6 protein-coding genes and 1 pseudogene are annotated in these 15212 nt (G+C 66.8%); 4 read left to right on the forward strand and 3 right to left on the reverse strand.

The genetic code is table 11. The features are described from left to right. Nucleotides 1-48: 48 nt before the first annotated feature. Nucleotides 49-2106, forward strand: coding sequence for a hypothetical protein (locus tag ACFYT9_RS27365; RefSeq protein WP_389168283.1), 2058 nt, complete (start codon nucleotides 49-51; stop codon nucleotides 2104-2106). A gap of 50 nt (nucleotides 2107-2156) precedes the next feature. Here ACFYT9_RS27365 and ACFYT9_RS27370 read toward each other — a convergent pair whose 3' ends face one another. Beyond that, complete coding sequence (locus tag ACFYT9_RS27370) at nucleotides 2157-2846, reverse strand: hypothetical protein (RefSeq protein ID WP_389168284.1); 690 nt, start codon at nucleotides 2844-2846, stop codon at nucleotides 2157-2159. Then, on the reverse strand, nucleotides 2809-4656 hold the full coding sequence (locus ACFYT9_RS27375; RefSeq protein WP_389168286.1) for a DEAD/DEAH box helicase: 1848 nt from the start codon (nucleotides 4654-4656) through the stop codon (nucleotides 2809-2811). The genes ACFYT9_RS27370 and ACFYT9_RS27375 overlap by 38 nt, the downstream gene beginning before the upstream one ends. A gap of 447 nt (nucleotides 4657-5103) precedes the next feature. Here ACFYT9_RS27375 and ACFYT9_RS27380 point away from each other — a divergent pair, with 447 nt between their 5' ends. Then, nucleotides 5104-7983 carry a class I SAM-dependent DNA methyltransferase gene (locus ACFYT9_RS27380; RefSeq protein ID WP_389168306.1) on the forward strand — a complete coding sequence of 960 codons (2880 nt, stop codon included), beginning with the start codon at nucleotides 5104-5106 and terminating at the stop codon, nucleotides 7981-7983. A gap of 770 nt (nucleotides 7984-8753) precedes the next feature. On the opposite strand, the gene ACFYT9_RS27385 is transcribed toward ACFYT9_RS27380, so the two are convergent. Further along, nucleotides 8754-12272 carry an NACHT domain-containing protein gene (locus tag ACFYT9_RS27385; RefSeq protein ID WP_389168288.1) on the reverse strand — a complete coding sequence of 1173 codons (3519 nt, stop codon included), beginning with the start codon at nucleotides 12270-12272 and terminating at the stop codon, nucleotides 8754-8756. Between the two features lie 955 nt (nucleotides 12273-13227). On the opposite strand from ACFYT9_RS27385, the gene ACFYT9_RS27390 reads away from it, so the two are divergent. Together ACFYT9_RS27390 and ACFYT9_RS27395 are read left to right on the forward strand one after the other, a co-directional pair. After that, complete coding sequence (locus tag ACFYT9_RS27390) at nucleotides 13228-13413, forward strand: hypothetical protein (protein ID WP_389168290.1); 186 nt, start codon at nucleotides 13228-13230, stop codon at nucleotides 13411-13413. 1326 nt (nucleotides 13414-14739) lie between these two features. Next, nucleotides 14740-14940: pseudogene (locus ACFYT9_RS27395) on the forward strand (IS5/IS1182 family transposase); the annotation flags it as partial. Between the last annotated feature and the right edge of the window lie 272 nt (nucleotides 14941-15212).

The raw sequence follows: 15212 nt of genomic DNA on the forward strand, positions 1-15212 counted from the left end.
CGGCTGGGTGAGCGGCGCTGGGTGGCGGGGAGACGGAGGAGTGTGGCGGTGAGTGACGTTGAGCAAGCCCTTCAGCGGTGGGCGGCCCAGGCCGATGAGGCTCAGCTGGACGCCGGCCCCACTCTCGCCGACCTCGGCGGCGCCCCCTCGGTGCTGCGGGAAGCGGACACCCTTGTCCGCGGGCCGCAGCTGCCGTATCTGCTGCAGGCTGTGGCTCAGGACGCGGCTGGCCTGCCCGGACCGGAACGTGAGGCCCTGACCGCGGCGGCAGTGCGGGGGCTGAAGGACCCGTACGCGGCATGGGTCGTGTCAGAGGCGGTGGACGTGCTGTGCTCGTCGCCCGTGCTGCTGGATGCCATGGGCCGGCAGGCGGCACGGGCTTTGGCCACACAGGCCGACGACGCTCTCAGCGGTGATGTCGGGCCTGCGTTCGCGCAGCCGGCGATCGCGGGCCTTCTGCGCCTGTGCCTGGCGGGCCAGGGCAGTCCGCACCGCCTGCTTCTGCTGCTGACGGAGATCTCGGGCCAGGAACCCGCAGAAGCACTGGAACGCCTGCCGTTGCTGATCGGGGTCGCGCACGACCACTTCCCCGACGCCGGTCTCCTCGATGTCCTGTCCCTGCTGGAGAACCAGTCCTCGCTGTCTCCTGCCGCCCGGGCGGACGCGGGCTTCGAACTTGCGGTGGGCGACCTGCGCCGGGCACTGGGAGCGCCTGACCGTGCCGAGGCGGCTGAGGCGATGCGCCGGGCGCTGTTCCGGTTCACCGAGCTCGACCGTACGCAGGAGGCTCGCCTGGACGCCCGCGCGTATGCGGCCGCCGTGGACTGCGTGTTGGCGTTCTCCGCGGGCTCCGACAAGGACGCCGAAGCTTCGCGTCCTGAGGTGGAGGCGGGGGCCGCTCGTCTGGAGACGGCCGTGGCGCAGCTGCAGGCGTGGCGCGGCCGCATGTATGAGCTTCCGTGGCTCAGCGCCCGGGGTCTGGCCCAGGGTGCCTGGGCCCGGCTGGTGCACGGCCTGCGGACCGCGGCCGGGCATCTGGACCAGCCCAGCTGGTACTCCCCCGCCAGTGCGCTGGGTGACCTTCTGGGGGTCTACGAGGCCAGTCGTTCCGTTCACAGCTGCATGGCCGGCCCGGCTCCTGACGGGGGCGGTCTCGCGCTGCTCATCCCGCCCGCGGTGGAGGCGGGCTTCGTCCGCAGGGAAGGGCTGTTCCACCACCTCCAGCAGGCCCTGTCGATCGATCCTGTGTTCTCCGGACATCCCGACGCCCAGGCGCTTCTCTCAGCGGTACAGCGGGGGCGGGCGCTCGCAGCCGGGTCCGAAGGTGTGGTGCCGGGAAAAGCCTGGCGAGGACGTCCTGGGCTCAGCACTCTTTTTGGCTCCGTACCGGTATCAGACGGGATTGATTCCGCTCTCCTCGACCGTCTGGAAGGCATGGTGCAGCAGGCGGCCCGCGGGTTCACCCCCACCGGTCATGCCCGGGTCGACGAGAAGATGGACTCTCTCCTCGACATCCTTCGCACCAGCCCGGCATGGAAGGCGCCGGACAGCACCTACTTCACCGTGCTGCTGGAGTACTTCCTGCGTTTCCTGCACGACCGGTTCGACGGGCAGGCCGACTTGTACGGCGACCGCACCGCCTACCTGGGGCCGGCGCCGAACAAGCCTGACGGCTCTGCGGGGGTGTGGCCGGAGAAGGTGGTGCAGGATGACATCCACCAGCACCTCAGCGGCCTGCTCACTCCTGGCACCGTCCAGCGGGAGGTCATCGATGTGGCCTCGGGACGCACCGATGTCACCTACACCCCGGAGCCCGGGCGGCGTCTGGTGATCGAGGTGAAACGGCGCAAGACCAAAGCCGAGCGCAAAGCCGTGGAGCGGGACTATCTCGCGCAGGCCGCCAACTACACGGTCACAGGGCCGCCGTTCGGGATCCTCCTGGTCGGTGATCACAGCAGTCACGCGGCCGGATACTCCGACTTCGACGACCGGGTGTGGATCGCCCGCTACGCCCGCAGCGCGACCGAGGTGCCCCGCCTCATCGTGGTCGGCGTCCTGCCGATCGGCCGCCCCACCCCCTCGGCACTGCGGATGCCGGCGCTCTGACGTGAGCCCGGCTGCGTCATGGCCGCCTGCGTTTGGGGAGCGGTGTCGCGCTAGGTGCTGGCGCTCTGGTCTGCTACCAGCTGGGTCAGCGCGCTGCACACCTGCTGGGCCTGTTCGGTGCCGAGCTTGTCCAGGAGCGTGCGTGCGACGGCGGCCGGGTCGTTGAGCGCGATGGTCGTCTGAGGCTTGCGCCATCCGGCCTCGACGGCTGCCGTGTAGGGCTTCATGCGGCCCTCTGTGACTTCCTGGAGCAGGTCGGGGCGTTCCCTGGCGAGCTTGCGCATGATGTTCTCGACGCTGTTGCCTGTCGGAGCCTTCCTGCGGGCCGGCGGCAGCGGGAGCGCCTGGTCGGCGTGCTCGGCGGCATCAACGAAACTCTGTACATTGTTCGCCTTTTTGGGGCGGCCCGGGCTGCTGGGGGGTGTCAGCTCGTAGAGGATCGCCAGAAGGTCGGGGCGGGGGCCGATCAGGCGCTCCACCACGCCGAGGTCGGCGCCGAGGCCCTGGAGAGGGAGGGTCTCGACGAACTCGGCGAACTCGTCGTCGTCATAGGTGACGTGATCGCCGAGCCTGGTGACGAAGTCTTTCCATCCACCTGTGGTGAGCAGCTGTTCCAGGAGCTTGGGAACAGTGCCCAGTGAGCTGGCGCCGGAACGGAGCGAGGAGCCAAGGGACGCAACGAGCTGCCCGCGTTCTCTCAGCTCACCTGACCCGGTTTTTTCCGTGTCGTGTGAGGTCACGAGCTGCTTCCTTTCGGATCTCCGTGGCCAGGTGGTCGAGGATGCGTTTGAGCGTAGAGGTTGTGCAGTCCGGCCTGGCACCGAAGCGTCGCATCAGATCGGTATTGATCGTTGTCTGTCGCCTTCCTCGTTCCTGCGAGCTGTCGCTTCCTGCGCGGCGGCACTGCATGCGGGCCAGGCGGTCGACGTGCCGGTCGACTTCCGCCCGGATCATGTCCTTCTTCTTGTAAGCCGGCAGGACCGGGGCCGCGGTCGTGGCCGGTGCGCTCGTGTCTGGCGGTGCCGGCCGCTGCTTGGCGAGAAGCTCGGCCATGTTGCGGGCGTAGGTGGTGGGGATGTTGTGGTCGATGCAGGCTTGGTGGCCGGGCAGGTAGATCGCGGCAGATTGCCCGATGCCGCGGCGGTCGGACCGGTAGAACTCTGCGCCGCCTGCTTCCAGGATGACGGTGTCCGTTGAGGCCCGGTCGGTCTCGCAGGTGGGGTTGCCGTCGATGTCGAAGAGTTCGGCCTGCTCGGCGACGGCTTGTGCGGCGGCCTCCTGGCGCTGTTCGGGGATGGATGCGGCGCTCTCACGGCCTGTGGGTTGGGTGTCGTCGTCGGCGTCCAGTTCGTCGTCGTCGAACCGGTGGAGCTGGTCGCGCAGTTCCTGCTCGATCTCGGTGCTCAGTTCCATCAGAACGGACACGGCCGGGATGATGATGTGCGCGTCGTAGTGGGGCGGGCACTCGGCCCGGGTGCGGACGAAGCGTCCGACGTACTGGCGGAAGAACAGAGGGGTTTTCCAGCGGCTGAGGTAGCAGCCGACCATCAGGCGGGGAACGTCGACGCCTTCGGAGACCATGCGGATGGCGACGAGCCAGAGTTTCGATCCGTCGTTGCGGAACGCGTCGAGCTTGGCGACGGCGTCCTCGTCCTCGCTGATGACCACGGTGGGTTCCTCGCCGCTGATCCGTGTCAGAAGCTTGGCGATCGCTTTGGCGGTCTCCTTGTTGTCGGTGACCACCAGGCCGCCGGCGTCGGGCACATCCCGGCGGCGGTCGACGAGCAGCCGGTGGGCCTTCTCCAGGAGCATGGGCGTCCACTGCTGGGCGGGGTCGAACACGGCGTTGAACATCTTGCCGAGCTCGCGGCCCTTGCTGGTGTCCTTGAGGGACTTGGTGACCTCGGTGGCGTTGTCGAGGTAGCGGGCCTGGCCGTCGTAGGCGTGGATCTCCACGGCCCGGCAGACGCTGTCGGCGACCGCGTTGCCGTACTCGTAGGCGAAGTCGACCTGGACCCGACCGGTCTCCTCGTCGTAGGCGCACCAGGGGATGCGGGCGTCGTCGGAGCGCCACGGTGTGCCGGTGAGCATGAGGATGTTCTCGGCGTGGGCGAGGGCGCGTTGGGTTCCGGCGCCCCAGGTCTTGTCGTCGCCGAGGTGGTGGACCTCGTCGAGGATGGCCAGGGTCGGCGCGGAGGTGATCGCGCGGGCGGCACGTTCAGCGCCCGCGGGGTTCATCTGGGCGTAGGTGGCGACGAAGCCGTCGGAGTCGTGGTCATTGTAGTCGGAGGGGAACCGGACCGGCAGGAGTTCGAGGCCGAACACGGAGGCGACGTCGGCCCACTGCTGGCGCAGGGAGTCACTGGGAACGTAGACGGCGACCCGGTAGATGACGCCCATCTGCTTGAGGGTGGCCGCCACGTACAGGGCGAAGATGGTCTTGCCGGCTCCGGGTGTGAGCATGGCCAGCCATTCACGCTTGCACTTGCGGTCGGCCATGTACTGGTCGAAGGCTTCCTGCTGACAGGTACGAAGCTGCGGCCAGGGCATCGCTGTACTCCCCCGTGTAGGACTGCGCGGAAAGCCAAGATCAGTACACATGCCGTGCCCTGCGCATGCGGCGCTCGGGGACGAGGCAACACCAGGTCAGGTCCGGGGCTGCCCGGCCCCGCTTCGTAGATCATCTTGAGGACGCCGGCATACTCCTAGCAACACTCAGCGTGACAGTTCCCCTAATCAGGCGGATACGGGAGCAACGTTGACACCGCGGCCCGAAGCTTCACAACGGTCATGGACCGAACGGCAAGGCGGCGCCCTGTGACCCCGCGGTGGCTCGGAACGCCAGCGCCTCGGGCCTTTCTTGCCCCCCGAGGTGGGCTTTCAAGCCAGGTGGCCGGGGGGAGGGCCCCGGTAGGGCACCTGAATGCAGGTCGTGTCTACGCAGTACGAGGTGGGCGACGCGGGTTCGCGCACAGTATCGATAGTCTGCGCTGCGTGATGAATGACGGTCTCGCACACACCGCTGCCCGGCTCTTCGACGCCTTCTGGAGTGCCGGAATCTCGCATTCCGGGGAGGCCGTTGAGCAGGTCTCACACCTTCTCTATCTCCGCGAGCTGGACCAACTGCAGCTGGCATGGGAGCAGGGGGGGATACCGGAAAGGGGGCCGATCTTCTCTGCGGACGAGCAGCATTTGCGCTGGTCGCATCTCATCCGTATGACACCCCAGCGCATGTTCGCCACGGTTGCGGACGAGGTGTTTCCCTGGTTGCGTCGCCAAACGTTCGACGGGGTGGCGTACTCACAGCACATCAGGGACGCCCGCTTCACCATCCCGAAGCCCAGCCTTCTGTCCAAGGCCGCCCACCTGCTGGAAGAGACGCTGACGGCGGAGCCCCACCGCGCGGGTGAACTGTACGAATGCATCCTCGACCAGGTTAGCGGCGCAGGCCGCTACGGAGCGTTCCGCACCCCTCGCCAGCTGGTCGACCTGATGGTCGCGATGACCATGCCCGGTCCCGGCGACGAGGTATACGACCCCGCCTGCAAAGCAGGCGATTTCCTGTTCTCTGCCGCCCAGTACGTTCGGCAGCACGGCGCTGAAACCTCCGCGCAGGAGGCCGCTGCGGCCCGCGGTGACAGAATCCATGGATTCGAGATCGACATCACCATGCTTCGCGTGAGCAGCATGCGGCTGATGCTCCAGGGTTTCGGGAGCGCCGACCTGCGCTATCGGGACCTTCTGCACGAGGGGGAAACTACAGGGGACGGATGTGCCTCCCTCGTCCTGTCCACCCCTCCGTTCGCGGGGAGCGTCGATGCCGGGGACGTCTCGCCGGGCCTGCTTGACGTGGTCCGTACGAAGAAGGCCGAGCTGCTCCATCTTGCCGCGGTCCTGAGGTTGTTGAGGCCTCAGGGCCGCGCGGCCGTCATTGTTCCTCAAGGTGTTCTGTTCGGTTCGAGTAGGGCTCACGTCGAACTGCGCCGCCGGCTGGTCGAGGAGCACGGCCTGGAAGCCGTGGTACAGCTGCCCACCGGCACGTTTCATCCGTACGCCGGGGTCCAGACGTCGATCCTGTTCTTCACGAAGGATGCGGGTCCAGCTGAGGAAGTGTGGTTCTACGAGGTCAAGGCGGATGGATGGAGCCTGGACACCCGGCGTACCCCGCTGTTGGCCGAGGACAAGCTCGGGCCCGCTCCGGACAGCACGCTTGATGCTGCCGATCACGCTCGCAACAATCTGCCGGACGTGTTGAAGCGCTGGTCTCAGCGCAGGAGCAGCGAGCGCCGCCGCTCCCGGTCCGAGCAGAGCTTCTGCGTCTCAAGGAAAGAGATCTCGGAACAAGGATATGAGCTGTCATTGGCACGTTTCCGGCAGATCCAGGTGGCTCAGCAGTCGGCTAAGGACGGCATCCGGCTGGGTGACTTCGCTCAGGTCTTCGGTGGATCTGTCAGCACCTCCGACATCGACAAGGAGTCGAGCACGGAGGCGGAAGTACGCAGCCGGGTGCTGACGCCGTCTGCACTGACCAGCACGCTGCCCGATGTGGCTGACCTGCCCGTCCGCCGGGACGCCCGCGACCCACGGCACCGTTTGCAGCAAGGCGACATCGTGGGGCGTGATCTGGCCGGCGCTCGTCACTGGACGATCCTGCCGGGCGAATACGACGGGGTGCAGCCAGGCCAAGGCCTGCTGGTCGTCCGCCTCACCGAAGAGCTCCTGCCGCTGGAGTACGTGGCGGCTTACATGGCGAGTCCTCTGGCCGAAGAGCAGCTTCCGAAATACGGAACCATCCCACGCGTCAGGGCTGCAGGAATGGCTGACGTCTGGGTCCCCCGGTGCGACGGCGACGCGGCAGACATCCGCGCTTCCCTTTCCATGCTCGAGGAAGGCGAGCAGGAAGCCGCACGCATCCAGGGCGAGCTGCAGCGCATGCGCATGCGGATCTTCGAAAGCGGTACGAGCGCATCCCGGCGCGGGCGTCTGGACGAGGCGGCTTCCATCAGCTCTTTGACCGCGCAGAGCCTGCGCCGGCAGAACGATCCCTACAAGCTCTTCCAGGAGTCGTACCCGTATGCCATAGCCCGAGCGGTGCGCAAGTTCCGGCACTCACGGTCTCTGGCGGAGAAGCACGAGGCGGCGATCCAGTGCGCCGAGTCGCTGATCCTGTCCCTTGGCATCATGTCGCTCGCGCTGGCCGCGGATCGCGGACGTGTGGATCTGCCTCAGATCGACCAGTGGAAGGAGTCTGTCGCACGCGGTGGTGTCTCCCTGGGGCACTGGGTGGGGACATTCAAGGCCGTGGTCGAGGACTTCCGCCAGCACGGTGATGCTGCCGCAGGGCTCGTCGAGGCGGCGGCCCGCAAGAAAGGCGGGAAGGGCCTCATCGCGGACCTCGACCAGCTGATCGCTCTTCGCAACAAGATCCGCCATGGAGCTGGGCCGCGGACCCGCGCCGAGTTCGAGAAGAGCCTGGAGAAGATCGAAAGGCTGATGCTCAGCAGCCTCTCGGGGTGCGCCTTCCTCGCGACCACCCGCTGGGTTCACGCGGAGCAGCTCCGCTGGCTGCCCGACACCGGAAAGTTCCGCGTCTCAGGCCCCTCCCTGATGGGAGACCATCCCGACTTCGCTCCCGTCGCCTTCGACACGGCACACCCGCTGGCCGACGACCGTCTCTACCTCGTCACGCCACAGGAGCAGCCCGTCCCCCTCACTCCCTTCTGTCTTCTGAGCGACTGCCCCACCTGCCTGGCGCCCGAGCTGTACTACCCCGACCGTCTCAACAATTCCACCGCTCTCCTCAAGAGCCTGGACCGGGGCCACGAACTGGAAAGCGACACCGTCCTCAGCGCACTGCGCGCATGGGGCACGCCATGACCGCCGGCGAAGCGACAGCGCTTCTTCACTGACCGGTCAGGTCCGGCCTCCAGGCCGCGAATGACGGCTTGGAGATCGGACGTGGCACCGCGTCGCAGGCTGTCTCGTGCGAGAACATCGGCACCGCTGCGCTCAGGATCGGATGCGGCAGTCGGCGGACCCCAGACCCCAGTCGCGGGACGTCGGTTTCGCGCCCTGCGGTACGGCGAGAGGGCTCCTGTTTCACTGATCCAAGGTTGCCAGGACGAGGCATCTGGCCCGGCTCAGAAGCTCACAGGCGACGACGGATGAAACGGTCCGCTGTGGCGGTGCCTGAAGGTCCAGTGCGTGACGGTTCTACAAGCAGCTATCCCAGCGTCTCCCGCATCGAGAGTGTGCCACCTCGCGCAGCCCGTCCTATCGACCCCCGTGGTGGGGATCCGTACGCCGGTGCTCACGGTTGGCCGCGGCCCCGTGAAATCCAGGCTCCCAGGGTGCAGGGGCCAGGTCGAAGAGCGCGTGCCCGCCTCCAGGCGGGCACGGGTACACCGGCCAGTCAGCATGCATCGCCACGATGAATCGCTGGCCGTCGCTGGTCGGGTAACCGAGGTAGCCCGGGTGCCCGTCCAGAGGTCGGCGCCGCGGATGGCCGTCCGCGTCGTTTATGAGGCCCACGATGACACGGGGTGTAGACGCATCGAGCAGATTGCCGGTCAGGGCTTGTAGGAGGGCTCGTCGTCCGGAAGTCCGCGAAAGCACGCCGGCCTTGCTCTTGACTTGCACAACGCATGTTAGGGAAGTCGTGGAGTGGGTCTGGGATGGTTCCGCGGGCAGGTATCGGCATCGGCAGGCCCCGTGGCACCACAGAACCTGCAGGTCCATTGCTGTGCCGGGGACTGCAGGGCTGTTACAAGGACGGTCCGGTCGCCAGGTGACGGGCCATCCAGTTCCTGTGCTGCGGTGTGCCGTACGAGCAGGTCTGGGTCGGCCAGGAGGTGCTGGGCTTCGCGGTGCCGACGGCTATGGCTGAGCGTGGCGGCGGTGACCCGTGCGGCGCCTGCCCTGACCAGTGGATCGTCTGCCGGCAGGGCCAGGCCCGGCCACCGGTGAGCGAGAAGGGCAGCGGTGTTCATGCGGTCGAACGCGGTGAGGCTGGGGAGTGCCGCGAGCGCGCGTTCTGCAAGGTCCGGCGGCGGAGTGACGGTGGCCGCGGTGAGCAACAGGGCAAGGTACGCGAGCCAGGGATTGTTGGTGTTGAGCGTGTCGATGACGAGGTCGGCGTCGATGCTTTCCAGGTGGAGCTGGGGTGTGGGTGTGCGGGTGCTGGGCAGGTAGAGCAGCCCCCAGTCCGGGTTCTGAGGAAGCTCGTCGCGCAGGCTGCGGAGCTGCGAGCCGGCCAGTGCCCTGTCCAGACCGCTGGCTTCTGCGATCAGGCTGAAGAGGGCCTGCGTCAGCTCGGCGTGGTGTGTGACAGCGTCCGCAACAACGTTCATCGGTCGGTCTTTCATCCTGAGGGCGGCCGTGAGAGCGGCGGCCTCATTCAGGTGCCATGCCTGGGCTGGGGTGAGCTGGGTTCCGGTGGTGTTCAGCGCGGCCAGGAATTCGAAGGGAACGGCCATCTTCTTGTATGAGTCTTTGAAGGTGGCCAGGATGTTCCCGCTCACCTCCGTGAGGAGGGTGGCAAGCGCTCCGTGGTGCCCGCGCTGTGAAAGTTCTGTCTCCAGCCACTCGAAGGTGTCTACGGTGACGTGGTGGGTGGTTGCGATCAGGTGAGGCAGGATGCTGGGCCGTGCGGCCAGGACGTGCTCGACGGCGAAACGGGCGAGGGAGTCGGTTCCGGCGATTCCAGGGTCACGGGCTGAGGTAGTGGTCGCCGCAGCGGCAAGGCCGGCTTCGATGGTGTCGAGTTCGCTCTCGGTGGGTGCGCTGCCTCGTCTGGTGGCCTGTCGCTGGGCGCGCAGGGCGGTGATGACAGCCTTCTGCTCGGGTCCCAGGGTTTCTGCGGTCTCGATGAGCTGCTGGGTTTGGGTGGCATCGAGGTCTTCTTCGGCGAGGCGGGCTGCGAGTTCGGCACGTGGGGATCCTTCGGCGGAGAGATGGAGGACGCCGTCGTCTTCGGTGGCCTTTGGGTAGCGGGGCTGGAGGGTCTGGAGGCGGGCGAGCTGGGCGTCGCGGTATTCGTGCAGTGCGTTGTCGTCGAAGCCAGTTCCGTCGGTCAGCGCTTCGTTTACCAGGTCGAGTGCTGATCCGCCTGTGCGGAGCGCTTGCCGGATGAGGGCGTCTGCGGCATGTGGGGAGAGGCTTGCGGCGAGTCGGGCGGTTTCCCGGCGTTCGGGGTCCGCGAAGGTGTTCTGCATCCACTCGGTCATGTGATCGGGGTGCCGTGTGGCCCAGCGCGCATCGCCGATCTCGGCAAACAGTCGTGTGCGGGCGGTGAGGTTTCCTTGGTGTGTGTCGGTGATGAACACGCCGGCCGTGGCGTCCCAGTACTCCAGGGCGTGGCGTGCCATGGTCGCGGCGGTGCCCGGCGGTTTGCCCCAGTGCTGTTGGAGGCGGGATACGACGGCCCGGTGGGCGGTATCCCAGGTTGCCGAACCGGAGGGATTGATGGCGTGTGCGATGTCGTCGAAGCAGTCGGTCAGGATGTCGGCGGTCAGCTGGGGATCGGTGTCGGGCAGGGTTTTCGCGGAACGGCGCATCTCCCATCCGCGGACACTGCTGTCGACTACTTCGGTGAGGAGACGGGCCCTGTTGCCTGCCACGGCGGCATCCGGGCGTTCCGCGATGAGCAGCGTCATGAGTGTGGCCAGAAGCGGCACGTTCCACAGGTCGGGTTCGGCGCGGCGGGATCGCTCGACGCGGCGGCGGAGGGCTTCGCGCGAGTGAGGTTGATCGGAAGAGTGGACGGCTCGCTCTGCAACGGTGTCCAGGAGGTGGTCGAGGGTGCTGCTCAGGTCGTTGGGAGGGCGGAGCTCGTAGAGGGGAAGGCCGAGGCGCCTGGCTCCTTGCTGGGAGGAGTACCGGGAGGTGACGACGACGTCGCAGTCGGCGGGCAGTTGGTTGATCAAGGTGGCGACGGCTTCTACGACGGCGTCTTGGCGCTCGTGGACTTCGTCGAGGGCGTCGAGGACGATGAGTGCTTCGCCTGCGTCGATCTGCGAGACAAGTGCTGCTGCAAGCAGGGGGCTGGAGAGTCCGACGGCGGCGTGGACCAGGTCGGCGGGCTGGAGCAGGTAGGGACCGGTCTGCGGCAGAAGTGGGACCAGGTCTTTCATCCGCAGCCACACGGGGACGGGGGCATAGGGGTGTGCGGCCCAGTGCGCGGCAAGGAGACGTGAGGCGACGGTCTTTCCCGAGCCGGGGGCTCCGACGAGGAAGAGACGGCCTTGGCGGCGGACGGTGTCCACAAGCCCGCTGCGGCCGGGGCCTTGGCCGGGAGTTTTGGCTTGGAGGTGTCCAGCGGCCCCGGGGACGGTCATCGAAGTCAGTCCGCGGCCGAGGTCGGCGAGCGGCAAGGTGTCCTGGCCGGCTGCCCAGTTTTCCCGGTACTGGGTCAGCGCCTGGTCCCTGGCCTGGAGCCGGGCGGCTCGCGTTCCTGCCTCGTCTGCGACCAGGGGCAGCATCGCGTCGGCGAGCCAGGTACGCCACTGTGTCACGTGGGATGCGGTGCGCTGCTCGGCCTGGCTACGCGCAGCTGCCTTCATGGCACGGAAGGCTGTCCGGCCATGGCCTGCGGTAACGACGGCCGCGTTCAGACAGGCCGCGCCCAGGGCCTCGTCAGGGCCGTTGTCCCGTGCGTCCAAAGCGATCACCTTCGCCGCGGCCAGGAGCTGTTCTGTGCCGGCGTGATCCAGGCCGTGCCCGGCTGCCAAGTTGCGCAATGCGTCCAGCCGCCGGACGGCGGGTGTGGTCAGCGACGCACCGCTCTGGTGAGTCGTGAGAGCCTGTGCGGTGCGGGTAAGTGGACCGTCGGTCCGGGTGACGACGAAGAGCAGTTCGTCGCCCTCGCGGCATTCCCTGGATGCGACAGCCCTGCACCACTGGTCGACGGTTGCGTTGAAGGCTGCCGGGGTGGGGGAAAGCTTGGCCTGGATGAATGCCGTCGTACCGTCAGCAAGGTCAACAACGATATCGTCGACGTGGAGATCCGCCTCCATGCGCAGTTTCACGGGCACGGCGTCGGAACGGAGCCACGGGACCCCCTCCTCCAGCAGCCCGTAGACGGCGATGAGCGCCGCAATCCCGGACCGGTGACTGGCACCTGCCTCGTTGCTCGCCCCGCCCAGAGCACCTGGTCTGGCCGTGTTCATCTGCCACCCCTCAAAGACTGCGCGTGTTCCCTTCGAGGGACCTCTGATCCGCCGTATGCACGATGCTAGGTTCTGTCGTCAAATGTCACGCCCGCATCTGGAGTGACGCGGGCGTGACGGCCGCCCCGTAAGGCCAGGTGGTGCTGTCGCAGCGGGTGGCGATGCCTCTCCGGAGGTTCGCGTCGCCTGGGGGTGGAACGTGGCCTGATGCTGACGGAGGGGCCGAAAGCTTTAGGGAACGCAGCTTCCTATTCCCACTCCCCCACCGCTGTCGACCGTGACCAGCAGCAGCCCGTTCGAGCCCCCGTCGCCTCAAGGGTGCCTTGCTCGACGTACCGGCGGCGTACGCAGGGTCGTTGAGCATGCCCAGGTGCTCCCGGATGATGAGCCTGGCAGGGACGTCAGTCGTGATGGCGAAGTCAGCCAATCTGACCGGGCCGTCCTTGCCGGTCAGCAGCTGTTCGCAGGCAAAACGGCGGCGGGCGAGTGCAGGATGTCGGCGACGATGACCTCGTTCAGCACCGGGAGGAAGGTGCGGCCGCCTCGGGCGCACGGGTTATTCCGTCCAACGGGCACCTCACTACCTCTCGAAGCCAAGGTACACAAGCCCCGCAGCGTGGCTGCTGCGGGTCCTTTAACTGGGTTCAGCCATGCGGGTGTTGCAGTGCGCGAGTGGTACGGTGTGTGCACTGCCGAGACCCCAGTGGGTGCTCGGCAGCGGGAACGGGCCTACGGGCGCTGGTCCCCTAACCGCCTCCAGCTCCCAACGCTGGCGGCGTGGACTACAGCCAGAAATCTTGCCTAAAAGATCAAGAACTAGCTTCTTCGAGATCCGCTGCGCCCCGCTAGTCCGGGGTTTGTTGGGTAGCGCATCTCGGTTTCGACTACACAGTGTGTGGTCGGGCCGAGTGCGCCTGCGCCCTGGTCCGACCGCCCGAGAAGGGTGAGGGACCGAATGGACATCTCCGGATGGGTCACCGTCGTCGGCGTGATCCTGGGCATGATCTTCTTGGCCTTCAAGAAGGCCACCCCTGTGTTGCGCGAAGCGCGCAAAGTCGTACGCGAGTACTACAACGTAAAGGTCGAAGTCGAGGCAGGACGTCGTCGCGCTCTCAGTCAGCGAGCCCCTCTCGACGAGTAGCTCGCAGGGGCGTGCGGGTGCCGCGATGCCGTCGTATCGGCGCCCGCCCCCCTGGGACGGTTCAGACTTTCAAGTCTCTCACCTACTGCTGCATGTTCGTCAGCTATGCCAGTGAGTCGCGCTTTTACGGCAGGAACGCTGCGCAGGCACTTACCGGCCCACCCACGAGGCGAGGACAGCGAGTCGCTCCGGATCCCCCCAAGACCAGTACAAGCGGAGAGCACCAGCACCTTTACGGCCGGCCGGGGCCCTCGGGGCCCGGCCGGCTCCGGGCCACTTCGTCAACACGCCTTGACTGTGAGAGTGTTCCCATGTGAAGGTGCTCGCGCACCGAATTAGTAAGCCGGACGCCGCCACCACGGGCGTGGACCCACGTGGACGCCTTCATGCAGAAGGCAGCTTGCAGTTGTTTGACCGCAACGGAGTGAGCCTATGAGCCCTCCGCAGTGCAGGTGAAGGGTCCATTGCTGTGTCTGTGTCTCTTATCGACATCCTTTCCATTTCTCCGTATGCCTTTGGTGCGGTGCTCGCGACCGTCCTCCTTGTAATCACAGTTATCTGCCTGACGTTCCTCCGTGCTCTCCGCCACAGCCTCGACGGCGTCAAGGGAGCCGATCGACCGGCCATCATTGCCGAGGTCGGTAGCGTGCTGAAGGACCTCGTTTTTTGGCGTCGGAAGTAACGCTTGCCACCCCTGCGGAAGCCGTTCGCAGGGGTGGCAAGCGTTAGGTTCTGCCGTCAAACGTCAGGCCCACATCAGGCGTGATGCGAGGACGACGGCTGCTTCGTAGGACTGGGCGGTCTGTCGCAACGGGTGGCTATGCCGCGCCGCTGCTTGAAGCGGCTGAAGCAGCGTTCCACGACGTTGCGTGCCTGTACGGCTCGCGATCGAAGGCCGGCGGGCGGCCTCCGCGGCTGCCCCGCCTGGCTCGGTTGCCGACCTGGTCAGCACGCTCGCGAGTCGTGTACGGGATGCCGTGGCGACGGAACCAGGCGCAGATCGCCTTCACGTAGTAGCCCTTGTCGCCCAGGGAGTGATCGGTCCGGACCCGGGGCCGCCCTGGCCCCCTCCGGGCACCCGGATCGCCTCCATCACCGCGACGAAGAGCTGGGCGCTCCCACGGAGTTCGGAGAGCTCAAGGAGCGGCTGGACGGGGTGATCACGGCGGCGTGGGAGGTACTGTTCCAAGGGTCGGCCTCTGGGTGACCGTCAGCCGGTTTCCCCGCCAGGACCTCACCACGACCCAGCGGACGATCAACCCGGCCCTGTCAGCGGGGCGATCATCAGTCGCACGAGCATCGCAGGGCTGAAGTCCTGGCATCTTCCGCACCCCGCATCACCACCGCGAACAGCTGCTGCATCACCAGGAGTTCAAGCGAAGCCACATCAGGCTCCGAGCCCCAGGCGAAGACGCCCGCGCTCGGCTCAAGTCCTGGCGACTGCTCCGACGGCCCGATGCTCCACCCCGGATCGGCACCGTCGTCCAGGCCGTCCACACGCTGCAGGTCTGCAGCTCTTCAGGATGAAAACGGCTCACTGTGGTCCGCGTCTCAACCTTCGAACTGGATTTCGAGGCATCGAGTCGATCATGTGAGAATCCCGAAATCGCCCATTGTGGCGAGTAGATATAGGGGGACAGGTTTTGGAGAAGAGAAAAAGACCGCTGCGTACCATCGCGGTTCAGGGCATGGTGTGGTCGATGGCCGGATTCCTTGCCATCGAAACGGGCCTGGTGTCCAGCGCACCACTCCATCGGGTGCTGCCCGCAGCGTCCGCGGAGGCCCAGCCGCAGAGTGCG

This window comes from Streptomyces sp. NPDC004435 (assembly GCF_042873895.1).
In the GTDB taxonomy this organism is placed as follows: domain Bacteria; phylum Actinomycetota; class Actinomycetes; order Streptomycetales; family Streptomycetaceae; genus Streptomyces.

What these genes read in the sequence shown, in the direction of transcription:
- ACFYT9_RS27375 (WP_389168286.1), bottom strand. Translation starts at nt 4,656, where the DNA reads ATGCCCTGGCCGCAGCTTCGTACCTGTCAGCAGGAAGCCTTCGACCAG.
- ACFYT9_RS27380 (WP_389168306.1), top strand. Translation starts at nt 5,104, where the DNA reads ATGAATGACGGTCTCGCACACACCGCTGCCCGGCTCTTCGACGCCTTC.
- ACFYT9_RS27385 (WP_389168288.1), bottom strand. Translation starts at nt 12,272, where the DNA reads ATGAACACGGCCAGACCAGGTGCTCTGGGCGGGGCGAGCAACGAGGCA.
- ACFYT9_RS27390 (WP_389168290.1), top strand. Translation starts at nt 13,228, where the DNA reads ATGGACATCTCCGGATGGGTCACCGTCGTCGGCGTGATCCTGGGCATG.